Source organism: Bacillus cereus group sp. MYBK216-1, assembly GCF_051916495.1.
GTDB lineage: Bacteria > Bacillota > Bacilli > Bacillales > Bacillaceae_G > Bacillus_A > Bacillus_A thuringiensis_K.
On record NZ_JBQAGT010000004.1, the window covers coordinates 444,464 to 467,393 of the forward strand.

The window sequence follows — 22,930 nt, forward strand, 5'->3', positions numbered from 1 at the left end:
TGTTAATCAATAATTTGAAATTCTTTTAACTCTTTTTCGACATTTTGTAGGAGTTGTTCGCTTTTTTGAAGTACATTCGTTGGGAAAGTCTCATCATCACCATATTCAACGCCGTGAGGATAATAATGTTTTCCTAATAAGGGGGGAAGTAGTTTTACTTCAGCATGTCTACTGCCAATGTCACCTTCAATAGCAACTCCTTGTACTCGTAAATAATAAACATCCTTTAATATTTCAAATTTATAATCGTATGTAACCCGTTCATAATCCCACTGTCCAGCAAGTACGAAGTGGTTGTTTTCCATGATTTCAGTTAAAAGAGTTAATTCAACGACGGCTCCATTAAATTTCGTATTTGTAAATTGCATATAATACCTCCTTTTTTAATGTTACACCATTATTTTTATAATAGTATGAATAATAAGAAAGTGCAATTCATATTGAGAGAAAAGGGATAATCCAGACTTTTTTCACAAAAATATGATATAGTGAAAAGAGTACGGTACACACAAAAAGAAAGAAATGGATTTGTGTATATCTCAATTTTATGTTTTGTTCAGGAGGTATATCGTTTGAAGAAATTATTGCGTATCGTAATGATTACATTTTTAATTTTAGCTGTTGATTTATACGGGAAATTACTCGTTTCACAATATATATTAACCCCATCTCAATCAAAGCAAGAAAATAAAATTGTGAAAAAGAAAAAGCAAATGAAGGAAGACTCCCCAGATACTGTTTTAAATATGATTGGTGAAGACTCTGAAAACTTATTAGCGAAGTGGGGAGAACCCTCTCGAATAGAGCCATCTGCATACGGATATGAATGGTGGGTATACAACCAGGATTTAACTCAGTATGTTCAATTTGGAGTTTCTGAACGTAAAGTTGTAACGGCGTACGCAGCTGGTGAACAAGTTAAGGTTCTACCTTATTATATAAATGAAAAATATGAAGAAGTATATAAAAAAAGTCCGCTTTCGCATGAAATTTCATTAAAAAGAGGGAAAAATAGTTATCAATTTGAGCTATCTGATACCGAAGTCATGGAACAACCGTTAATACCTGTAGAAGATGGATGGGCGCAATTGTATTTTGATCAATTTACACATGAGCTTGTTGGTGTTCGTTATATGGATGATGAAACTTTATTACGCCAAAGACCGTATCAGCTCGTTTATTCAGGTGAATTAATAGCAGAACAACCATTGACTCCGGAAAAAATAAAACAAGTAGAAAATGGGAATATGCAACAAATTTTTGATTTAACAAATATCATTCGAAGTCGTCATAAATTACCATTACTAACATGGGATCAGGAAACAGCAGATGTTGCTGTTGGTCACAGTAAAGATATGAAAGACAATAATTATTTTTCTCATGACTCACCTACATTAGGTACGCTAGGAGATCGTTTGCAGCGCGGGAAAGTAGGATTTCAACTTGCTGGTGAGAACATAGCGGCGCAACATAGTGATGGAATTGCGGCAGTGCAAGGGTGGTTAAATAGTGAGGGGCATAGAAAGAATTTATTAAATGAACAATTTACAGGATTAGGTGTTGGTGTATACGATAAATTTTATACACAAAACTTTATTCGAAAATAAAGCGAAACTGTAAGCGGTGGGGTGTTACATCACCAAATTAGTTACTTCGTATTCACTGAATTGTAGGTGGGAATCTGACCGTATGCAAATAGGAGAAAAAAAGGTGCATGAATCGTCTAAAAATAGGCGAACCATGCGCCTTTTTTTTCTTACTATATAGTAGATATACATGGAGAGGTGAGGATTATGCCAACAACAAAAGGACCGTTACATCCATCGGTTCAACAGTTTAAAGAATTTGTAAACCATCACCCTAAAATGGTTCATGAGGTTAGAAGTGGTCACAAAACATGGCAACAATTTTATGAAGAATGGTACTTACTTGGTGAAGAGGACCCAATATGGGCAACGTATAGACCGGATGGAGCGCCTGCGTTTTCTTCGGTAAAAGAAAATAAAAAAGAAAAAGATAATCGAACTGAAGAGGAAAAAACTGCTGATGTGATGGGGCAAATGCTTTCTTTTTTTAAAAAGTTGGACGTGGAACAAATGCAGAACCATTTAGCTAATGTGACGAGTGCAATTGGGAGCGTGCAACAAGTTATTCAGCAATTTCAAGGTAACCGTACGCAGCAAGAGCAAAGTACTTCAGAAAATAACCCGTTTTTCTTTCAAAAGGATTAGGGGGAAAGATGATGAGAGCAGAAATTATGGAGTTTATAAAGGCTGATGAGGATTTATCTCGCTATATTAGAGAACAACCATACTGGTATAGAAAATTAACACGAAATCCTGAAGAAAAAGAGGCTTTTGAGTTAGCGGCGATGCAACATTTCAAAAAAACAATACCAGATAAAGTGGAAAAGTTTCAAAATCAATTGGCCGTTGCTTCGATTATGATTGATATGTTTCAGTATATGAAGCAACAAAATGCAACCTAATTGGAAGTGAAAAATATGTCCGTCATGCAGAACTTTTGTTACAATAGAGATTGATTATTTAAAAAGGAGTTGCAGCATGACGGAAATTTGTTTAGTACGACATGGACAAACTGATTGGAATTTTCAAGAAATTATTCAGGGACGAGAAGATATTCCGCTTAATGAAGTTGGTAAGAAGCAAGCGAGTCAAAGTGCAGCTGCTTTACAAAAAGAAACGTGGGATATCATTATAAGTAGCCCGTTAATTAGAGCGCAAGAAACGGCTAATGAAATTGCAAAGGCAGCTGGATTACAATCGATTTTATTAGATGAGCGATTTGTTGAACGGAATTTTGGGGAAGCTTCAGGGAAGCCGGTTGCGGCTGTTAGAGAGTTGATTGCTGAAGGTAAAGTAGAAGGTATGGAGCGAGATGAAGAGATTGTAGCTCGTTGCTTTGCTGCTTTAGAAGATGTTGCGACAACTCATTTTGGCAAACGTATTATTATTGTTGCTCACTCACACGCGATAAAAGCGATTTTACATGCCATTGAACCAGATGAAATTACATTTAAGACACCATTAAAAAATGCGTGCATTAGTTATGTGAAACAAAATAGTGGAAAATGGGATGTTCTTAAATATAATATAGCGGAACATATTAATGTATAAGTGTGTACGGATATAGTGTAAAAATAGTTTCATTATATCTTTCTTTTGAGTAAGTCACTTCAATTAGTAGTTCTAATCTAAATGTGGTATGATGGATACTCGGAGGTGTCTCTCATGATTGTAGCGACGCTAGAAAGCGTATTAATATTAGATAAGGCAGAGCAGCTTGCAAAAGCGATTATCTGTTCAGATATAGCAGAAGATTATCGTAAGTATTATAGAGAATTACATGAAGATATGGAACTTCAGAAGCTAATTCAGCAATTTACAGCGATGAAAGAACGGTATGAGGAAGTACAGCGTTTTGGAAAATACCATCCTGACTATACTACCGTTTCGATGAAAATGAGAGAATTAAAGCGTTCTGTGGACTTACATGATAAGGTTGCAGCTTTTAAAAGAGCAGAAACTGCTTTGCAGAAGTTATTAGACGAAGTTAGTGTAGCAATCGGTTCGGAAGTGTCTGCTTCCATTAAAGTGCCAACAGGAAATCCATTCTTTGATGCTGGTGGCTGTGGTGGAGGTTGTGGTACTGGCGGAGGTTGTGGTTGTAAAAAAACGGGGTGATGTACCCCGTTTTTTAGAAGTTGGAAGAAAACGTATACAGAGTTTGTCCTGTAATGTTATAAATTTCTGATCGGTTTTCATAGAATATAAAATATATGTTTTTAAAAGGAGAAGATGGAGAAGATTATGTTCGGGCAACGACAAAGTATGATTGTTTATTTACATTCATTGAAACATGCCAAGATTTTAAGGAAATATGGTAACATACATTACATATCAAAACGATTAAAATATGCTGTAGTATATTGTGATATGGAACAAATTGAGCATATGATGCATAAGTTGAACAAACTTCCTTTTGTGAAAAAGATAGAACAGTCGTATCGCCCGTATTTAAAAACGGAATTTGAAAATTCCCGTCCTGATCGAGCAAAAGAATACGATTATAGCTAATAGAAAAAATCCCCTGCTAAATTTAGCGGGGGATTTTTCACTTGAAATAACGTGTTATTTCATCGGAGGAATGAAATTGTTCATTCGTAAAATACCAATTAAATGATTAAAAAATAGTTCTTTTTCTGGGAAAGTTGTAGATGGTTTTACAGTAAAGGTAGCCACTTTTTTCCCAAGTTGTTCTGCCGTTTCTTCAAATAAAATGACACGTTTACTTTTTTTATTTTCAAATACAGGAATGCCTTCACGACATATGTATAATGGTTGGAAATCACCAGTAGTAGTTGGTTTTAATATTACAACAAGCGAACACACTTTTTTATCGTTTTTTATCGTTTCAAATTGTAACATATGTGCTATACGTTCTTGATTTGTTTTGGCAATTTCAAGTAATTCATATAAATCAGAGTAGCCTTCTCCAAGTTCTATAAAGCGTTGAATCATATCTTTTCCTCCTCTTTCTTTTACTGTACCATTTCACTTTTTAAATGAAAAGCACACAAAGAAAAAAAACCCTGCATAGCAGGGCCCTTCTTATACTAGCATGTACTAGTAAGAAGGCAAAGGGAGAGGAGAAACCGGAGGAAGAACTTATGGGGAAACGTAAGTCTTCTCCGCGGTTGGCAACAACATCGAAGGTGATGTTGTTATAATTATTTATGTCCAATCTAAATGAAGATATACATAATGAAATTAAATTTTATGTTGGGCTTTTTATTTTTCTTTTTTTTATTTTGTGATAGGATAAAAAAGATAAAGTGGAACTAATATACATATTGGGTTCATATTAGTGAATGATGAGATGAATATATATAAATAACGAGAGGTTATTTAAGGCCGAGTTTTCCTATAGTTAGGTGAATGTGGTTTGTTAGCGGTTACCGAAGTGGAAATGGCTTTCAATAATCCCTCGATAGATTGAAATAAAGGTAGTGACAACAGATGAGAGTAGTTTCAGGAAAATGTAAAGGACACCCACTTAAAGCGGTTCCTGGTAATACAACACGTCCAACGACAGATAAAGTAAAAGAATCTATTTTTAATATGATAGGTCCTTATTTTGATGGTGGTATCGCCCTTGATTTATTTGGTGGTAGCGGTGGTCTTGGAATTGAAGCTTTGAGCAGAGGGATCGATAAAGCAATTTTTGTTGATCGGGATAGTAAAGCGATAAAAGTAATTCATCAAAATTTAGAAAGTTGTAGAATACAGGAACAAGCTGAAGTATATCGAAATGATGCGGAACGTGCAGTAAAGGCGTTAATAAAACGTGAAATGTCATTCGATCTTATATTAATAGATCCTCCATATAAAGAGCAAAAAATTGTATCTTTAATTAGTGTAATGGATCAACATGGATTGCTGCATAGTGATGGATTAATTATGGCAGAGCATGGTAATGATGTGGTTTTACCTAATTCAATAGGTAGGCTTGTAAAAGTACGAGCTGAGAATTATGGGATTACTGCAATATCGATTTATAAGTATGAAGGTGAGGGGACAGAATGACAAGTATAGCTATTTCTTCAGGAAGTTTTGATCCAATTACCCTTGGGCATCTGGATATTATTAAAAGGGGAGCAAAAGTATTTGATGAAGTGTACGTAGTCGTTTTAAACAATTCATCAAAAAAACCATTCTTCTCAGTTGAAGAGCGATTAGAACTAATTCGAGAAGCGACAAAGGATATCCCGAATGTAAAAGTAGATTCGCATAGTGGGCTATTAGTAGAGTATGCAAAGATGCGTAATGCAAATGCAATATTACGTGGTTTACGAGCAGTTTCTGATTTTGAATATGAGATGCAAATTACTTCTATGAATCGAAAATTAGATGAAAATATTGAAACATTTTTTATTATGACAAACAACCAATATTCATTTTTAAGTTCGAGTATTGTGAAAGAAGTTGCGAGGTATGGAGGAAGTGTAGTAGATCTTGTACCTCCTATTGTAGAGCGTGCTTTAAAAGAAAAGTTTCAAACCCCGTTAAAGTGAACGGGGTTTTTCTTTATACGTGCGCAAAAATAATAAAATTACATATAAGTATAGACAAAATAATGTGAAAATTGGTCCGTAATGTATAAAAGATGTCCAAATTTCATGTAGTATAGAAGGGTGCTTGGATAAAAATACAGGAATATCTTGTGGCATAGGTGAGAAAGAACTCACTTTCTCATAAAACGGTGTCCAAAATACAAATGTAAAAATAGGGGCAAGGATACTTTGAATAATTCGTGCGAAAAAATAGGGTTTAAATCGGATATCTGTTTCAGCTAATATGCTAGCAATTTGTGCCTGAATAGAAAGACCGCTAAATGCTAAAATGAAGCTTGTTACCATAGCTTGTTGTAAGAGCGGTGTTTCATTTATTTGACTAATCATTTGGCTTCCGAGTGTCATTTCGAAAATACCTGATAATATAGGGATACTAAAATCTGTACTTAGTTGGAAGAATGATAAAATATATTGCATAATAAAAGAAAGAGCTGCTGTAATGTGGAATACAGTAATCATTTTATTTAACACAGAGAATAAAATAATAAATCCACCAATCATAAGTAATGTTTGAATAGAAGAAACAATAGCATCCCCAAGTAATTTACCAATTGGTCTTTTTTCTTGTAAGCGCGTCTCGTGGAGAATTAAAAAAGGGTTTTGAAAACGACGTTTTTTTGTAGTGTGTGTATTATTTTTGTAAGCGGTATTATCGCCGTGAAAACGCATAATTAATCCGACAGCAAAGTTACTGAAATAATGGGCAGCGGCTAATATAATTCCTAATTTCGGATTATTAAAAAAACCGATAGAAACAGCACCGAAAATAAAAAGTGGATTAGAAGAATTTGTGAAAGAAACGAGGCGCTCCGCTTCAATCTGAGTTAAAAGATTGCTTTTTCGTAGTCTAGCGCTTAATTTGGCGCCTGCAGGGAAACCAGAAGCCATTCCCATCGCCCAAACAAATCCGCCTATCCCTGGAACGCGAAAAAGTGGGCGCATGAGTGGTTCTAATATAACGCCAATAAATTTTACAACACCGATACTAATTAGAAGTTCCGCAATGATGAAAAACGGTAGTAGTGAAGGGAATACAACTTCCCACCATATATTTAACCCGCGAATAGAAGCTTGCAAAGCGGCTTGGGGGTGGAGTACAAGAGAAAAGGTTAAAAATAGCGTTGATATGGTAAGGAAAGCGGTTTTCCATTTTTCATACATGTAAGTAAATCCCCCTTTGTCCCAAAAAACGTTCATTTCAGTATACGTGGATACGTAGTGAATTTAGACCATAAGTATGAAAAAGGAATGAAAAAAATTAAAGGGTGAGAAAAATGAAAGAACCAAAGATTGGTTTAGCACTTGGGTCTGGAGGAGCGAAAGGGTTTGCTCATATTGGTGTAATAAAGGTTTTAAGGGAAGCGGGTATCCCTATTCACATGATTGCAGGAAGTAGTATGGGGGCGTTAATAGGTACGTTTTATGCGGCAAGTAGTAACGTTGAAAGATTGTATAAATTGGCATCTGTTTTTAAGCGGAAGTATTATTTAGATTTCACGGTACCGAAAATGGGATTTATTGCTGGAAAACGTGTCAAAGATATGATTAAAATGTTTACATATAATAAAAATTTAGAAGAGTTAGATATCCCGACGGCTGTTGTGGCTACTGACATATTGAAGGGGGAAAAAGTGGTTTTTACAAGTGGGCCAGTTGCAGATGCGGTGAGGGCTAGCATATCTGTTCCTGGAGTGTTTGTACCAGAAAAAATAGATGGACGATTATTAGTGGATGGTGGAGTCATTGATCGCATCCCAGTATCGGTTGTGAAAGAGTTAGGGGCCGATATTGTTATCGCTGTTGATGTATCTCCAATTAAGGTGAATGGCGATGTTACGTCCATTTATGACGTAATCATGCAAAGTATTGAAATTATGCAGCATGAGCTTGTAATGAATCGGCAAATTGCATCGGATTTAATGATGCGACCAGCTGTAGAGCAATTTAGTTCACGTGCTTTTACAAACATTGAAGATATTATTCGAGTTGGAGAAGTAGAAGCAGAAAAACATGTTTCAAATATTTATTTATTAATTGAGCAGTGGAAGGAGAAACATAATGTTTAAGCGTTTTCGGTTTATATATGCAATCTTAATAGGGGTTATATTGGCGATGTTACTTGTTTACGTACGTTTACCGTATTATGTAACAAAACCAGGAATGGCTGCCAAATTAGAGCCTTACGTTCAAGTTGAGGGTGGAACGAAAGAATCTGGTGATTTTATGCTTGTTACGGTTTCAATGGGACCAGCAAATGTGGTGAATTTAATAGCGGCACAGTTTAATAAATATACACATATTTCGAAAGCGGAAGAAATATTGCAAAAAGGTGAGAGTGATGAAGAATATCAATTTCGCCAAAATTATGCGATGAAAGATTCACAAAATGCAGCAATTTATAATGCATATAAACGTGCAAATCGCTCAGTATCTTTTGAAAATAAAGGTGTATTAGTTGCTGGTGTGGCAAAAGGAATGCCGTCAGAAGGAAAGCTTAAGCTTGGTGATGTTATTATAGCTGTTGATGGAAAAACTTTTGAAAAGACGGAGCAATTTATTGAATATATGACTGGAAAAAAAGAAAGCGATGCTGTAAGTATTGAGTACATGAGAAATGGAAAACAATTGAAAGAGAATTTAAATGTAAAGACGATTCCTAATGGGAATGGACGTGTCGGTATAGGTGTTTCTATCGTTACGGAAAGAGAATTAGTGGTCGATCCGAAAGTGAAAATTAATTCTCATGAAATTGGTGGACCATCTGCAGGTTTAATGTTCACATTAGAAATATATAATCAACTTGTGGAAGAAGACTTAACCAAAGGACATGAAATAGCTGGAACAGGTACAATTAATGAAAAAGGAGAAGTGGGCCCGATTGGTGGTATAAATCAAAAAGTGGTGGCTGCTAGCGATGCCGGGGCTGAAGTGTTCTTTGCGCCAAATGAAAAAGGTGCGGAGAAATCGAACTATAAAGATGCACTTGAGACTGCAAAGGATATTAAAACAAAAATGAAAATTGTACCAGTAGATACGCTGGATGATGCGTTAACATATTTAGAAAAGATGGATAAGGAAAAACCTCTCTGAAATAGAGAGGTTTTTTTATAGGAATTTTGTAGATGTTTCATCATAGCGAATAGGATGGTGTGTTATATCCTGTTTTAATAGTTGCGTGCGTAACGGTTCGTGCATGATGGAGAAATATACAGAGTTTGCTTTTTTCTCTATATCTAAAGCGGCATGGTCAAATGTTTTTGTATGAGTAAGGATTGGAAGTTCGATTTTTTTCTTGTTTTTTGAAAGATAAGTTTGTCCTTTTTGTGACATGCCTAGCAGGCGAATATATGGTGCGTGTTGTTCTATATTTGCGCTACGTATTTCCTCTTTTGTTGTGTTTGTTAAAATGTGTGTACAAGCTCTTTGTAATCTAGTCCATGTATAACGTTTTGTTTTTAATGCTTCCATGAATGAATAGAAGGAGGAACTGTTTTGTATTTTTGATAAAATACGATGCTCTAAACCTTCTTCTATTTCATATATATGTCGTAAGTCCCCTGGAGACATCGTCATGAGTTTATATTTGAAAAATGAAAAGTATTGTTCCCAATTATGTAATATCCCGTAGTTTTGTTTGTAATTTGCTAAAAGCGAAGTGGTTGCCTGTGGGAGAAAAGGTTCAATTGCTGTAAATAATCCTTCTTCGCTAAAGAGTTGTTTTCGGATGCTTGTCGCGCTTGCAATATGTTGGTCACTAAATGTTTCATCATGATAATGAGCGGCAAATCTTTTTATAGTTTGAGCTTGTATAGAGCTATTTTGTGACAGGATTGCTTTCATATATTGGAAGCCTAAAATATTATTTGGTTGTGACATATCTATGTTTTTTTCGGATGTTAAAATGTGTGAGAAAGCATCCGATGTTGCTTTTGCATAACTATTACCAGCGCCCATGAATTGTTTTACAAGGCAGTTAAAAGTCTCTTCTTCGTTTTTTTGTACGGAGATGGTATTATAAAAATTTTCGATTTGTCCATCCTCACTACCGAAACAAATTTCAGAAACACGTAGAGCATTTAAAATGGAAATAGCACCATTTGCGAAGGTTTCAGCCTTTTGTGTTGCAAAGACGTATGGAAGCTCTACAACAAGGTCTACGCCGTTTGCTAAGGCCATTTTAGTGCGATACCATTTGGAAATGAGTGAGGGCTCACCACGCTGTAAAAAAGGACCACTCATAACGGCAATTATTATATCCGATTGTGTTAACTTTTTTGTCTGTTGCACATGATAAAGATGACCGTTATGAAAAGGGTTATATTCAACAACAATACCACCAGCTTTTATGGTAATCTCTCCTTTCGATGTAGCATCTTTTTGAAAAACGTGATACTCTATATATTATTTACTATGATGACTTCATTATAGTGTAAAGAAAAAACATTGACAAATATAAAATGGCTAGCTATAATTTTGTTTGTTGCCTTGAGGTGATATGATATGAAATGGTCCATCCATCAATTGAATAAATTGAGAAATAAAGGATTGACATTGGATGAGATGGTAGATGTAAGTGAGCTAAAAGAGGTCGAGAAAGATATTCGTGAAATTAATCCTGTTCATGTAACGGGAAGAGTTGATTTTGGCTCCGGTAAGTTTACGTTTCATCTACATATAACTGGAAGCATGGTTTTACCATGTTCTCGCTCTTTAGTAGATGTGACATTACCATTTGACATTAAAACAACTGAGGTGTTCCAAACTTCACAAGAAGAATTTGAAACTGAAGCTGAAATTCACTCTTTAGAAGGAGAAGTACTTGACTTACTGCCCGTAATCAAGGAAAATATACTTTTGGAGATTCCAATGCAAATTTTCAGTGATGATGTTTCTGGTGGAGCACCGACGCAAGGTCAAGACTGGCAAGTGATTTCGGAAGAAGACAAAGAAAAGACTGTTGATCCAAGATTGGCAGGACTTGCAAAGTTTTTTGACAAATAATCGGAAGACTGGTTCAGGCCTTCATATGAAAATAACTATTTCTTTTAAGGAGGTGGGAAGAATGGCTGTACCTTTTAGAAGAACTTCTAAAACAGTAAAAAGAAAGCGTCGTACGCATTTCAAATTATCAGTACCTGGTATGGTAGAGTGCCCAAGCTGTGGTGAAGCGAAATTAGCTCACCGTGTATGTAAAGCATGCGGTACTTACAAAGGTAAAGAAGTAATCAGCAAGTAATTGCGGGAAAATAAACGCAGAAGATATCTTCTGCGTTTATTTTTTTTGTCTTAATCTTTAGTTGTTGTATTCTATCTTTTCTAGTAACTGCATATGCTTAATAAAAAATGCATAGGGAGGACTAGAGAGATGGCGACAACAAGACAAGATGCTTGGACTGATGATGAAGATTTGCTTCTGGCAGAAGTAGTACTCCGGCATATTCGAGAAGGTGGAACACAACTTTCTGCCTTTAAGGAAGTGGGAAAAAATTTATCTCGTACACCAGCAGCATGTGGGTTTAGATGGAATTCTTACGTAAGAAAGCAATTTAAAGAACGTATTGAGGAAGCAAAGCAACTTCGTAAAGTAGAAAATTATGAAGTGAAAGAGACAAAGGTGTTAGAACCTACGTCAATTACGTTGAATGATGTTATTAATTTCTTGCAAAATTATAAAGATGAAAACTCTTTAACGGTGTTGCAACAACAAGTTGAATCATTACAAACAGAAAGAGAGCGTCTTCTGGAGCGGTTATCAGTATATGAAGAAGAGTATAGAACATTACTTGATTATATCGATCAAAAAAGAAGTGTAATGGTAGCGGAAAGAAACAATGCTCGCTCGAATGAGAAGTTAGAGAAGCTTAAGAAATAAAAAAACAGCTGTTATACAGCTGTTTTTTTATTTCTTAAGCTGATTCTTCGTTTGTAACCGCATTCAAATTTGCTTCTGGATGCCAAATATAAAAATCTCCATCAGTTACTGATACGGGGTTGAAATTTAATTTATCCCAAAAACCAGCTGAATGAATACGTGCTATCGTTTTAATAGGGAATTGCATTTGTTTCGCATGATTTACAAGCATTTGCCCGAATCCTTGTTTTTGAAAAGTTGGTAATACTTCAAGTTTATAAAGTTCGAGGTAGGAACCTGTAATTTCGAATGGTTCTCCGCCATTTCTTTTCATATATAGACTCATACGTGCAATTAGTGATCCACCGTAATAAATACCGTAAAATGGAGATTCACTGTCGTTTTCAATAATGTTTGCTTGTAATTCTTCCAGCATAGATAGTTCCTGGGCTCCGCACCCTTTAAATTTTTTGAATTCATCTAACGTTTTATAATTGATGAGCAAGCGCTCAACTTTTGGGAATCCCATTACATCACATCCTTTTCTTGTCTCGTTGAATGCAGAAAAGTAAAAATATTTACAATAATATTATAACTCATTTTTTTATTTTTATGAAGAAGATAGTATATTTCTTTTTTTATTTTTTTGAGGATTTGCTAAACTAAGAGTAGAAGTGTATTAATAGGTAGTACATACATAGTGAAAAATGAGAGTGTATTTGTTGGGCAAAGGACAGCGGAATTATAGGGCGTGCTCATGTGCTTTAAAAAGATATAAAGGGGGGAAGGCAAGGGCACTTAATGTGAATTCCTTGTGTGAAAATGAAAATTGGAATTGTCGGACCAGGTGCTATTGGTCTATTGTATACATTTTATTTACAAAAAAATAACCAAGATGTTACGTTGTTTACTAGGACGGCTAAGCAGGCGGAAGAATTGAAGGAAACAGGTGTAACTTGTATTAGAGATGGAAGATGTGAAACAGTATATCCATCTGTTTTACCGATAGAAAGTATGGTAGCGCAAAATTTAGATTATATATTTGTTGCTGTGAAGCAATATCATATAGATGACATACTACCGTTTGTGGAAGGGGCATCATCATTAATCTTTTTGCAAAACGGAATGTCGCATCTTCAAAAGATGCTGAACATAGGGAGTGAAAATATAGCTGTTGGTATTGTAGAACATGGTGCGAAAAAAGAGGGAGGGCATATCGTTCATCATACTGGGATAGGGGTAACAAAATTTGGAGTGGTTTGTGGTCAATCTATACATTTTAAAAAAATATTCAATTATTTTCCTGTTGCTTATTTTCCAGTTCAAATAGAAACGGATTGGGAAGAGATTATGCACAAAAAATTAGTAGTAAATGTATGTATCAATCCGTTGACAGCATTATTGGGAGTTAAGAATGGTGAATTAATCACGAATCGTTTTTTTTATCAAATGATGGAGCAAGTGTTCCAGGAGGTCGCATTTCTTATTAGAGGAGAAAAAGAAATGATATGGCAAATGGTACGAAATGTGTGTGAAGGAACGTCTCGTAATACATCCTCTATGTTAGCGGATGTAAGAGCGAATAGACAGACGGAAATTAATGCGATTGTTGGATATGTATTAGAAGAAGCTAAGAAACAGCAACGAACAGCTCCGACACTTCAATTTTTGTTCGATGCAATAAAAGGTTTAGAAACAAGAGTATAAGTGTTATTCTTTGCTTTTACGTGAAACATTGACTACAATGTGGATTGGTGAGAGAACTGGATACGAAAGGAAGAATTATATGGAGATAAAAGAAATCTCTGTTCCGCAACAAGGTGTTGTAGCGGACTATATGAACGGTAAAAAAGAGATACAGTCATGTTTTGATTATGTGTTAACAGAAGATGCTTTTAAACAACGTTTACATGATTTGCGTGAAAGGGAGTTTTTCCGCCAAGATTTAGTAGCGCATTTATTAGAATATAATACAAAATTACAAGCGGGAGAATCTACAATTCAAAATGTAAAAGCGCTTGGAGATGAAAATACATATGTTGTTATAGCTGGACAACAAGCGGGGTTATTAACTGGACCGCTTTATACAATTCATAAAGTTATTTCAATTTTACAGCTTGCAAAGGAAAAGGAAGTAAGTTTAGGAGTTAAAGTTGTCCCTGTCTTCTGGATTGCGGGTGAAGACCATGATATGGATGAGATTAACCATACTTTTGTAGCGAAAAATAAAAAGTTGAAAAAAACAATTTTTTATGACCGTAATCCGAAAAAGGCGAGTGCTTCTGAGTCTGAACTTTCTGTTGAAGATTGTAGAAATTGGATTGAAGAGATTTTTAAAACATACCCAGAAACAAATTTTACGAAGGATGTATTAAAATTTGTTGATGATGCTTTGAAAAAATCGAATACGTATGTAGATTTCTTTGCTCATCTTATTACGAAAATCTTTGCTAATTCTGGTTTAATCCTTGTTGATTCACATCATCCTGAATTAAGAAAGTTAGAAATTCCATTTTTTAAGCGAGTTATAAGTAAGTATAAAGAGGTACAAGAGGGCCTTCGAAATCAGCAGGAAGTAATTAAAGAACTAGGATACAAACCGATTATTGAAACGAAGTCTCATGCAGTGCATATATTCATGGAAATAAATAATGAACGAGTATTGCTTGAAGAGCATCAAGGTAAGTTTGTTGGAAAGGATGGGGCGCATTCCTTTTCATACGAAGAGTTGATTGAAGAGATGGAGAGAAATCCGGCGCGTTTTAGTAATAACGTTGTAACACGTCCTCTTATGCAAGAGTATGTATTTCCTACGCTCGCATTTATTGGAGGTCCAGGAGAATTAGCTTATTGGAGTGAATTACAACAAGTATTCCATACTGTCGGTTTTCAAATGCCACCTGTCGTTCCTCGTCTTACAATTACTTATATGGAGAGAGATATAGCGACAGATTTATTTGATTTGCAATTGAGAGAAAGTGATCCATTTTTAAATGATGTCGATAAATTGCGTGAAAACTGGTTGTCCAATCAAATAGAGGAACCGATTGATGATCATTTTGAAAAGGCGAAAAAAGAAATTGCTGATATTCATACATCTTTACAGCAATTTGTAAAGAAAATAGAGCCAGGGTTAGGTGCGTTTGCAGGGAAAAACGAATTGAAAATTAATGAACAAATTGAATTGCTGGAAAGAATGTTGAAAAGAAATGTTGAGAAAAAGTATGAGGTTCAGCTAAATAAATTCCGTCGTATACAATTCGCACTTCGTCCATTAGGTGCACCACAAGAACGTGTGTGGAATGTATGTTATTATTTAAATCAGTTTGGTTTGGATTTCGTTGATCGTGTAATGGAAAACCCTTTTTCTTGGGACGGAAAACATCATGTTATAAAACTATAAAATCTTGCTCTTTGGAGCAGGATTTTATTTTTATTCCGTTGAATTTACTGTGAAGTGATTCTTTTCTGAATTATCAATCAAAAAATGTTGGATATGGTAATTGTGCTGGATACTTAAATATATGACAAAATAGCACAAAATGTAAACGTATTATTCGTTTTTTCGACAGTTTTTTATTTAAATTCCCGCAAAAGATGATAAAATTTAGTATATAATAAAAGAAAATAGCGATTTGTATAGTATGTTGCCTTTGTTGGTAAGTTAAATGAGTCGTTCTTTCGTATTATTTCATTCTCTAAGCGTGAAATATGTGTTTAGAGGAAGGGATACATTCAACATAATTAATTGGAAAAAGAGTAGGTGCAACAATGTTTAAACACGTAACAGTGCTTTTAAAGGAAACAGTAGACGGCTTAGATATAAAGCCAGATGGTACATATGTAGATTGTACACTGGGGGGAGGAGGACATAGTTCTTATTTATTATCCCAATTAACTGAAGGTGGAAAATTAATAGCGTTTGATCAAGATGAGATAGCGATTCAAAACGCGAAAGAAAAGTTCTCTTCATACGGTGAACAGTTTATAACAGTAAAGAGTAACTTCCGTTATTTAGCTGAAAAACTGCAGGAAATAGGTATAACAGAAGTAGACGGTATTTTATTTGATTTAGGTGTTTCATCCCCACAATTAGATACACCAGAACGAGGCTTTAGTTATCATCATGATGCACCGCTAGATATGCGGATGGATCAAGATGCCCCATTAACAGCGTATGATGTTGTAAATAGCTGGTCATATGAACAACTTGTAAGGATTTTCTTCCAATACGGTGAAGAAAAATTTTCAAAACAAATTGCAAGAAAAATTGAAGCTTATCGTGAGAATAAAGCTATTGAAACGACAGGAGAATTAGTAGAGCTAATTAAAGAAGGTATTCCGGCTCCAGCTCGTAGAACGGGTGGGCATCCTGCTAAGCGAGTGTTTCAGGCAATTCGTATAGCTGTAAATGATGAATTAAAAGTATTTGAAGAAGCATTGGAATCTGCTATTGAGATGGTTAAGCCAGGTGGAAGGGTTAGTGTTATAACATTCCATTCATTAGAAGATCGTATTTGTAAAACAACGTTTAAGCGAAATAGTACAACGCCACAATTGCCGCCAGGATTACCGATTATTCCTGATGAATTTAAGCCGAAATTAAAGCTTATTACAAGAAAACCGATTTTACCTTCTGATATAGAGCTAGAAGAAAATAATCGTGCGCGTTCTGCGAAGTTGAGAATCGCTGAAAAACGATAAAAGGGAGAGAGAGGTATGACTAATTTAGCTGTAAAGTACAAACAACAAGCGCAAGAAGAGGTGCAAATTCAAACGCCCCCACAGCAGATGGCTAAGCCGAAGGTTAAAGCGAAAATTACAAGAATCGAAAAACTGTTGTATGTAGCGTTTATTGGCTTTTTATTGTATGCCTGTGTCGCGTTTATTGGAAATAAAGCAGGCCTTTATCAAGTTAATGTAGAAGCAGCGACGATAGAAGAAAAAATTGTACAGCAGCAAAAAGAAAATCAAGAATTACAAGCTGAAGTAGAGAAGTTAAGTCGCTATGAACGAATCGCTGAAGTTGCAAAAAAACACGGGCTAGAAATTAATGCGAATAATGTGAAAGGCCTCAAATAAGGCAATAGGTGTGAAGGAACGATGAAGAAGAATATGACTAAATTTCATACCAATAAGGGAGCAGGTTATTTTATGATATTTTTCCTCCTGCTCTTTTTGCTGTTATTAGCCCGATTTTTTTACATACAATCAACAGGAACAGTTCATAATCAGGATTTAGATGCACTTGCTAAACAAAAGCATAGTAAAAAAGGAGTTCTTGAAGCGAACCGAGGAACTATTTATGATCAAAACGGTCATGTGTTAGCGCAAGACGCAAACTCTTATAAAATAGTAGCTGCGCTAAAAGGAGCTAACTCTGTTGAGAATAAAGAAGATACTGCAAAGAAAATTGCAGGAGTACTTGGAAAAGGCGAAGAGGATATTTTAGCTTCTTTAAATAAGGAAGGTAGAAGTCAAGTCGAATTTGGAACGTTAGGTAAGGATTTGACGAAAGAAAAGAAGGAACAAATAGAAGCGTTGAAGTTGCCGGGAATATCTTTTATTACAGAAAATGCAAGGGTGTATCCAAACGGTGATTTTGCATCTTACGTTATAGGTCATGCAAAACCAAATGAGAATGGAACCTCGGTAGGTCAATTTGGCATAGAGAAAAGCTTGGATAAATACTTAAGTGCTTCCAATGGAGAAGTAGCATATACAGGTGATCGTAAAGGTGTGTCCCTTGATGGTGGAAAAGTTAATGTAAAGGCACCTAAAAATGGAGATAACGCGTATTTGACAATTGATCAACGTGTCCAAAGTTATTTAGAAGATGCGATGAAAGCAGCAAGTAAGCAATATGAGCCAGAAAGTTTAATAGGGATTGTTGCAGATCCGAAAACCGGAAAAATATTAGCGATGTCTACTAAACCTAGTTATGACCCTAATGATCGCCAAATTAAATATTTCTTCAATGACGCAATTGCCAATGCATTTGAACCTGGATCAACAATGAAAATTTTCACGTTAGCGGCAGCTATTAATGAAGGTGTGTACAAAGGACAAGATTATTATCAATCTGGGACATATCAAGTCGGAAATAGGAAAATAAAAGATCATAACGGCGGTGCTGGTTGGGGCTCTATCACGTTTGATGAAGGGGTAGAGCGTTCTTCAAACGTAGCGTTTGCAATTTTAGGAGATCAAAAACTTGGTCCAGAACGTTTCCGAAAATATATTCATAGTTTTGGATTAGATGAAAAAACGAACATTGATTTATCAGATGAAGGATCGAATACAATTTTATTTGATCAGCAAATACAGCAAGTGACAACAGCTTTTGGACAAGGTTCCACTGTAACACCAATTCAGCTTGTACAAGCTGCAACGGCCATTGCAAATGATGGAAAAATGATGAAACCTTATGCAATTGATAAAATTGTAGACCCAATAACAGACAAAGTAAAATTAGAACATAAGCCAGAAGAAGTAGGAAAACCTGTTACAAAGGAAACAGCAGCGCAAGTAAGACAGTTATTAGAACGTGTTGTTACATCTCCGAAAGGTACAGGGACAGCTTATAAAATTGATGGATATTCAGTTGGTGGTAAAACAGGTACAGCGCAAATTCCGGATGGAAAAGGGGGCTATATGACAGGAAGACAGAATTATATATTCTCATTCTTAGGTATGGCACCAATGGACGATCCACAACTTGTTGTGTATGTAGCTGTTAAACAGCCGAAATTAAAAGATGATGAGAACGGTGCACAACCTTTAGCTGATATTTTTAAATATGTAACAAAAAATAGTTTAGAGTATTTAAAGATTAAGCCAAATGAAGTGAAAGCTCCGAAAAAACATCTGAAAGAACAACAAACTACTGTTCCAGATGTAACTGGTAAAACGATGGCTGAAGCGGGGAAAGCGATTGATAAAGCAAAACTTCGTCCAATCGTACTAGGTGAAGGGAAAGTACAGCAACAAGTACCAAAAGCGACTGAACAAACATTAAAAGGCGACCGAGTCTTCTTGGTAGGAGATAAGCCTACAATGCCAAATATACAAGGATGGGCACTGCGTGATGTTATGAATTTAGCGAAGACATTACAGCTTAACTTGAAACCTTCTGGTACAGGATACGTAACAGAACAAAGTGTGGCGGAAGGAACATTATTACAACCTGGTACAGAATTAGGTGTCACACTCGTACCGCCACTCGAACCACAGCAAGAAGCAGAAAAGCCGTAATGGTAAAAGAGAATAAGTTCTAATTAAATAAGTACAAGCATATATTGGAACAAGCTAGGCGTAAGGGAGGCTTGTTCCGATATGCGTGTATCAAATGTAACAGTTAGAAAACGACTTATTTTTATACTTATATCAGGTATACTTATTTTCACTATTATCGATATTCGTCTTGGATATGTGCAATTTTTTCTTGGGAATATGTTAACGGATCGTGCGAAAGATTCATGGAGTCGTAATATTACTTTTGAACCCGAACGTGGGAAAATTTTAGACCGAAATGGTGTGGAACTTGCCACGAATAAAAGTGCTCCAACTGTCTTTGTTGTACCGAGGCAAATTGAAAAACCAGCAGAGACTGCAGAGAAGTTAGCTGCAGTATTAGGTGTGGAAAAAGATGAGATTTATAAAAGGATTACAAAAAAAGAATCAATTGTAAGGTTAGATAAAGGCGGAAGGAAAATATCACATGACAAAGCGAAAGAAGTACGAGGATTAAGTTTGAAGGGCGTGTATATCGCAGAGGATTCTATCCGGTACTATCCATTTGGAAACTTTTTATCACATGTATTAGGTTTTGCAGGTAGCGATAACCAAGGTCTTATGGGACTAGAGAAATATTATGATAAAGAGCTAAATGGGGACAAAGGTCATGTGCGTTTTTTTGCAGATGCGAAAGGACAAAGGATGCCTAATGTTGGTGATGATTTCAAAAAACCAGAAGCTGGTTTAAATTTAGGATTAACAATCGATGCGCGTATTACAAGGATTATGGAAAGAGAAATGAATATTGCGGAGTCAACTTATAATCCTGACGGTATGATTGCGATTGCAATGAATCCTAAAAATGGTGAAATTTTAGGCATGTCTAGTCGACCGAGTTTTGACCCAGCGGATTTTCAAAGTGTCTCTCCAGAAGTGTATAACAGAAATCTACCTGTATGGAGTACGTATGAGCCTGGTTCAACATTTAAGATCATTACATTAGCTGCAGCATTGAATGAAAATTTAGTAGACTTAGAGAAGGATACGTTTTATGATGATGGAGCAGCTGAAGTAGGTGGAGCTAGATTGAAATGCTGGAAAGCAGGAGGTCATGGCAGTCAAACGTTTTTAGAAGTCGTTCAAAACTCATGTAACCCGGGATTTATTGAACTTGGTGATCGCCTTGGTAAAGACCGATTATTTAAATACATTCGTAATTTTGGTTTTGGGCAGAAGACTGGAATTGACTTGCAAGGTGAAGGCAGTGGGATTTTATTTAATTTAGATAAAGTTGGTCCAGTAGAGCAAGCAACAACTTCATTCGGCCAAGGGGTTTCTGTTACACCGATTCAACAAGTAGCAGCTGTAGCGGCGGCTGTAAATGGTGGAACATTGTATCAGCCGTATATAGCTAAGGAGTTTATTGATCCGAAAAATAATCAAGTTGTTAGTAAAAAGACACCTGTTGAGAAAAGAAAAGTTATTTCCAAGGAAACTTCAGAAAAAGTTCGTTATGCATTAGAGAATGTTGTAGCGAAAGGTTCTGGTAAAGGTGCTTATATTGATGGGTATCGTGTAGGTGGAAAAACGGGTACTGCTCAAAAGGTGAAAGATGGTAAATATTTAGAGAATAATTATATAGTATCTTTTATCGGATTTGCTCCAGCGGATGATCCAGAGATTGTTGTGTATGTAGCTGTTGATAATCCAAAAGGGGTTACACAGTTTGGTGGAGTGGTAGCAGCTCCAATTGTCGGGAATATCCTTCGAGATGCGCTTCCTGTTATGGGAGTGAAACCGAGAAAAGAACAAGTTGAGAAAGAATATAAATGGGGCGATACACCAACTGTAGAAGTTCCGAATTTAATTGGAATGAAAAAGAAAGACTTACAAACACAACTCGTCGATTTGAAGCTTGATATAAGTGGAGATGGAGAGAAAGTAATTAAACAATCACCAGAAGCGGGAGCTAAAGTAAAAGAAGGCTCAAAAATTAGAATTTACTTCGGGAATTAAAGGTAACATAGTACGTTTTATGGTACAATTGGTGGAAGTGAGTTCTTTATAGAACAGTTACTTAATTTGAGACAGTAAGTGTCTCATTCATAAATAGGTCAGTAGCACTTACCTCCTTATATAGGAGGTAATGTGTTGCTTACTGAAAAAAGATAAATAAACAATGTAGAGAGGGTTTAGTGAAATGAAGTTGCATACACTTGTATCATGTTTGCATGATTTTCCAGTTGTTCCAAAAGAAAATCCAGAAATCACATCTATAGAAGCTGATTCACGTAAAGTGAAAGAGGGAAGCTTATTTGTATGTATGAAAGGATATACGGTTGATAGCCATGATTTTGCTAAGCAAGCAGCGGCACAAGGAGCGGCTGCTATTGTTGCGGAAAGACCAATTGATGTTGACGTTCCAGTTGTACTTGTGAAAAATACTTTTCGTTCGTTAGCGGTTTTAGCTGATTATTTTTATGGTCAACCGACACACAAGTTACATTTAATCGGAATTACAGGTACAAATGGAAAGACAACAACATCGCATATTATGGATGAGATTATGCGAGCACATGGTCATAAAACAGGGCTAATTGGAACGATTAATATGAAAATCGGTGATGAAACATTTGAGGTGAAAAATACAACACCAGATGCACTAACACTTCAACAGACGTTTTCAAAAATGGTTGAACAAGGTGTGGACAGCACGGTAATGGAGGTCTCGTCACATGCGTTAGATCTTGGTCGTGTACACGGATGTGATTACGATGTAGCGGTGTTTACGAATTTAACACAAGATCATTTAGACTATCATAAAACGATGGAAGAATATAAACATGCAAAAGGGTTACTATTTGCACAGCTTGGCAATAGTTATAATCATAATCGTGAAAAGTACGCTGTGCTGAATAGCGATGATAATGTAACAGAAGAGTATATGAGAAGTACTGCAGCAACAGTTGTAACATATGGTATTGATACAACAAGTGACATTATGGCAAAAAATATCGTTATGACGAGTGGCGGGACTACATTTACGCTTGTCACACCATATGAAAGTGTAAATGTTACGATGAAATTAATAGGTAAATTTAATGTATATAACGTACTTGCAGCAACAGCAGCAGGACTTGTTTCGGGTGTGAAATTAGAAACAATCATTGCTGTTATAAAGGAACTAGCTGGGGTTCCAGGGCGTTTTGAAGTTGTTGATGGAGGGCAAAATTATACAGTTATTGTTGATTACGCACATACGCCGGATAGTTTAGAAAATGTATTAAAAACTGCAAAACAATTTGCAAAAGGTGATGTGTATTGTATCGTTGGTTGTGGCGGCGATAGGGACCGGACGAAGAGACCGATAATGGCAAGTGTTGCAACAAAATATGCAACTCATGCAATTTACACATCAGATAATCCAAGAAGTGAAGATCCAGCGGTTATTTTAGATGATATGGTACATGGTGCACGTGGAAATAATTATGAAGTGATTATTGATAGAAAAGAAGCGATACACCATGCAATCGCTAAAGCGAAAGCAGATGATATCATTATTATTGCTGGTAAGGGTCATGAAACGTATCAAATTATTGGTAAAGAAGTTCATCATTTTGATGATCGTGAAGTTGCAAAAGAAGCAATTACAGGGCGTTTAAACAACGAAGAGTAACAACGTGAGAGGA

Annotated in this window: 25 protein-coding genes; 20 read left to right on the forward strand and 5 right to left on the reverse strand. The window is 35.9% G+C overall.

Going from position 1 to position 22,930, the window contains the following annotated elements; genetic code table 11:
• Positions 1-2: 2 nt before the first annotated feature.
• Complete coding sequence (locus tag ACTFRH_RS16875) at positions 3-368, reverse strand: YugN family protein (RefSeq protein WP_001160946.1); 366 nt, start codon at positions 366-368, stop codon at positions 3-5.
• 204 nt (positions 369-572) lie between these two features.
• Between ACTFRH_RS16875 and ACTFRH_RS16880 the strand changes: the two genes are divergently transcribed.
• The 6 genes from ACTFRH_RS16880 (at position 573) to ACTFRH_RS16905 (ending at position 4,097) form a co-directional block, all read left to right on the forward strand.
• Positions 573-1,607, forward strand: a complete 1,035-nt coding sequence (locus ACTFRH_RS16880; protein ID WP_000735380.1) for a CAP domain-containing protein — start codon at positions 573-575, stop codon at positions 1,605-1,607.
• A gap of 186 nt (positions 1,608-1,793) precedes the next feature.
• A complete protein-coding gene (locus tag ACTFRH_RS16885; protein WP_001143346.1) occupies positions 1,794-2,231 on the forward strand; it encodes a YlbD family protein in 438 nt (145 codons plus the stop codon).
• Between the two features lie 11 nt (positions 2,232-2,242).
• Positions 2,243-2,488 (forward strand): YlbE-like family protein, encoded by a 246-nt coding sequence (locus ACTFRH_RS16890; protein WP_001200990.1) that lies wholly within the window; start codon positions 2,243-2,245, stop codon positions 2,486-2,488.
• Positions 2,489-2,564: 76 nt separating this feature from the next.
• Positions 2,565-3,137 (forward strand): histidine phosphatase family protein, encoded by a 573-nt coding sequence (locus ACTFRH_RS16895; RefSeq protein ID WP_000134949.1) that lies wholly within the window; start codon positions 2,565-2,567, stop codon positions 3,135-3,137.
• A 114-nt stretch (positions 3,138-3,251) separates the two neighbouring features.
• Positions 3,252-3,704 carry a YlbF family regulator gene (locus tag ACTFRH_RS16900; RefSeq protein WP_000634363.1) on the forward strand — a complete coding sequence of 151 codons (453 nt, stop codon included), beginning with the start codon at positions 3,252-3,254 and terminating at the stop codon, positions 3,702-3,704.
• A gap of 126 nt (positions 3,705-3,830) precedes the next feature.
• A complete protein-coding gene (locus tag ACTFRH_RS16905; protein WP_002082261.1) occupies positions 3,831-4,097 on the forward strand; it encodes a YlbG family protein in 267 nt (88 codons plus the stop codon).
• Between the two features lie 54 nt (positions 4,098-4,151).
• Here the strand turns inward: ACTFRH_RS16905 and ACTFRH_RS16910 are convergent, their stop codons facing one another.
• A complete protein-coding gene (locus ACTFRH_RS16910) occupies positions 4,152-4,541 on the reverse strand; it encodes a DUF7147 family protein (protein ID WP_000616017.1) in 390 nt (129 codons plus the stop codon).
• 498 nt (positions 4,542-5,039) lie between these two features.
• On the opposite strand from ACTFRH_RS16910, the gene rsmD reads away from it, so the two are divergent.
• Both rsmD and coaD read left to right on the forward strand, forming a co-directional pair.
• Positions 5,040-5,606, forward strand: coding sequence for a 16S rRNA (guanine(966)-N(2))-methyltransferase RsmD (gene rsmD, locus ACTFRH_RS16915; RefSeq protein ID WP_001266977.1), 567 nt, complete (start codon positions 5,040-5,042; stop codon positions 5,604-5,606).
• A complete protein-coding gene (coaD, locus tag ACTFRH_RS16920; RefSeq protein WP_000200601.1) occupies positions 5,603-6,094 on the forward strand; it encodes a pantetheine-phosphate adenylyltransferase in 492 nt (163 codons plus the stop codon). The genes rsmD and coaD overlap by 4 nt, the downstream gene beginning before the upstream one ends.
• Here the strand turns inward: coaD and ylbJ are convergent.
• Positions 6,086-7,315 (reverse strand): sporulation integral membrane protein YlbJ, encoded by a 1,230-nt coding sequence (gene ylbJ / locus ACTFRH_RS16925; RefSeq protein ID WP_000273081.1) that lies wholly within the window; start codon positions 7,313-7,315, stop codon positions 6,086-6,088. The two genes, coaD and ylbJ, sit on opposite strands and share 9 nt — an antisense overlap.
• Positions 7,316-7,428: 113 nt before the next feature.
• Here ylbJ and ACTFRH_RS16930 point away from each other — a divergent pair, with 113 nt between their 5' ends.
• On the forward strand, positions 7,429-8,220 hold the full coding sequence (locus tag ACTFRH_RS16930) for a patatin-like phospholipase family protein (protein WP_000662590.1): 792 nt from the start codon (positions 7,429-7,431) through the stop codon (positions 8,218-8,220).
• Positions 8,213-9,244, forward strand: a complete 1,032-nt coding sequence (locus tag ACTFRH_RS16935; protein ID WP_000476298.1) for a SepM family pheromone-processing serine protease — start codon at positions 8,213-8,215, stop codon at positions 9,242-9,244. The genes ACTFRH_RS16930 and ACTFRH_RS16935 overlap by 8 nt, the downstream gene beginning before the upstream one ends.
• Before the next feature lie 15 nt (positions 9,245-9,259).
• Here ACTFRH_RS16935 and ACTFRH_RS16940 read toward each other — a convergent pair whose 3' ends face one another.
• Entirely contained in the window at positions 9,260-10,441 is a 1,182-nt protein-coding gene (locus tag ACTFRH_RS16940) for a nucleotidyltransferase (protein ID WP_003302498.1), read from the reverse strand.
• Positions 10,442-10,654: 213 nt separating this feature from the next.
• On the opposite strand from ACTFRH_RS16940, the gene ACTFRH_RS16945 reads away from it, so the two are divergent.
• From ACTFRH_RS16945 to ACTFRH_RS16955, 3 genes are all read left to right on the forward strand, one after another.
• Entirely contained in the window at positions 10,655-11,155 is a 501-nt protein-coding gene (locus ACTFRH_RS16945; RefSeq protein WP_000872149.1) for a YceD family protein, read from the forward strand.
• Positions 11,156-11,216: 61 nt separating this feature from the next.
• Entirely contained in the window at positions 11,217-11,390 is a 174-nt protein-coding gene (rpmF, locus tag ACTFRH_RS16950; protein WP_001984764.1) for a 50S ribosomal protein L32, read from the forward strand.
• A gap of 129 nt (positions 11,391-11,519) precedes the next feature.
• Entirely contained in the window at positions 11,520-12,026 is a 507-nt protein-coding gene (locus ACTFRH_RS16955; protein WP_089148356.1) for an RsfA family transcriptional regulator, read from the forward strand.
• A 34-nt stretch (positions 12,027-12,060) separates the two neighbouring features.
• Here ACTFRH_RS16955 and ACTFRH_RS16960 read toward each other — a convergent pair whose 3' ends face one another.
• Entirely contained in the window at positions 12,061-12,534 is a 474-nt protein-coding gene (locus ACTFRH_RS16960; protein ID WP_440048762.1) for an N-acetyltransferase, read from the reverse strand.
• A 293-nt stretch (positions 12,535-12,827) separates the two neighbouring features.
• Here ACTFRH_RS16960 and panE point away from each other — a divergent pair, with 293 nt between their 5' ends.
• The 7 genes from panE to murE all read left to right on the forward strand — a co-directional run bounded on the left by panE (position 12,828) and on the right by murE (position 22,917).
• Entirely contained in the window at positions 12,828-13,712 is an 885-nt protein-coding gene (gene panE / locus ACTFRH_RS16965) for a 2-dehydropantoate 2-reductase (RefSeq protein ID WP_002164156.1), read from the forward strand.
• A 79-nt stretch (positions 13,713-13,791) separates the two neighbouring features.
• Positions 13,792-15,408 carry a bacillithiol biosynthesis cysteine-adding enzyme BshC gene (bshC, locus tag ACTFRH_RS16970; RefSeq protein WP_000403070.1) on the forward strand — a complete coding sequence of 539 codons (1,617 nt, stop codon included), beginning with the start codon at positions 13,792-13,794 and terminating at the stop codon, positions 15,406-15,408.
• A gap of 368 nt (positions 15,409-15,776) precedes the next feature.
• Positions 15,777-16,709: a 16S rRNA (cytosine(1402)-N(4))-methyltransferase RsmH gene (gene rsmH, locus ACTFRH_RS16975; protein ID WP_000472508.1), complete on the forward strand. Its 933-nt coding sequence runs from the start codon at positions 15,777-15,779 to the stop codon at positions 16,707-16,709.
• A 15-nt stretch (positions 16,710-16,724) separates the two neighbouring features.
• Positions 16,725-17,087, forward strand: a complete 363-nt coding sequence (gene ftsL, locus ACTFRH_RS16980) for a cell division protein FtsL (RefSeq protein WP_000182804.1) — start codon at positions 16,725-16,727, stop codon at positions 17,085-17,087.
• 21 nt (positions 17,088-17,108) lie between these two features.
• On the forward strand, positions 17,109-19,259 hold the full coding sequence (locus tag ACTFRH_RS16985; RefSeq protein ID WP_000739954.1) for a penicillin-binding transpeptidase domain-containing protein: 2,151 nt from the start codon (positions 17,109-17,111) through the stop codon (positions 19,257-19,259).
• Positions 19,260-19,340: 81 nt separating this feature from the next.
• Positions 19,341-21,257: a stage V sporulation protein D gene (locus ACTFRH_RS16990; protein WP_001266234.1), complete on the forward strand. Its 1,917-nt coding sequence runs from the start codon at positions 19,341-19,343 to the stop codon at positions 21,255-21,257.
• A 184-nt stretch (positions 21,258-21,441) separates the two neighbouring features.
• On the forward strand, positions 21,442-22,917 hold the full coding sequence (murE, locus tag ACTFRH_RS16995; RefSeq protein ID WP_000766317.1) for a UDP-N-acetylmuramoyl-L-alanyl-D-glutamate--2,6-diaminopimelate ligase: 1,476 nt from the start codon (positions 21,442-21,444) through the stop codon (positions 22,915-22,917).
• The last annotated feature ends 13 nt before the right edge of the window (positions 22,918-22,930 follow it).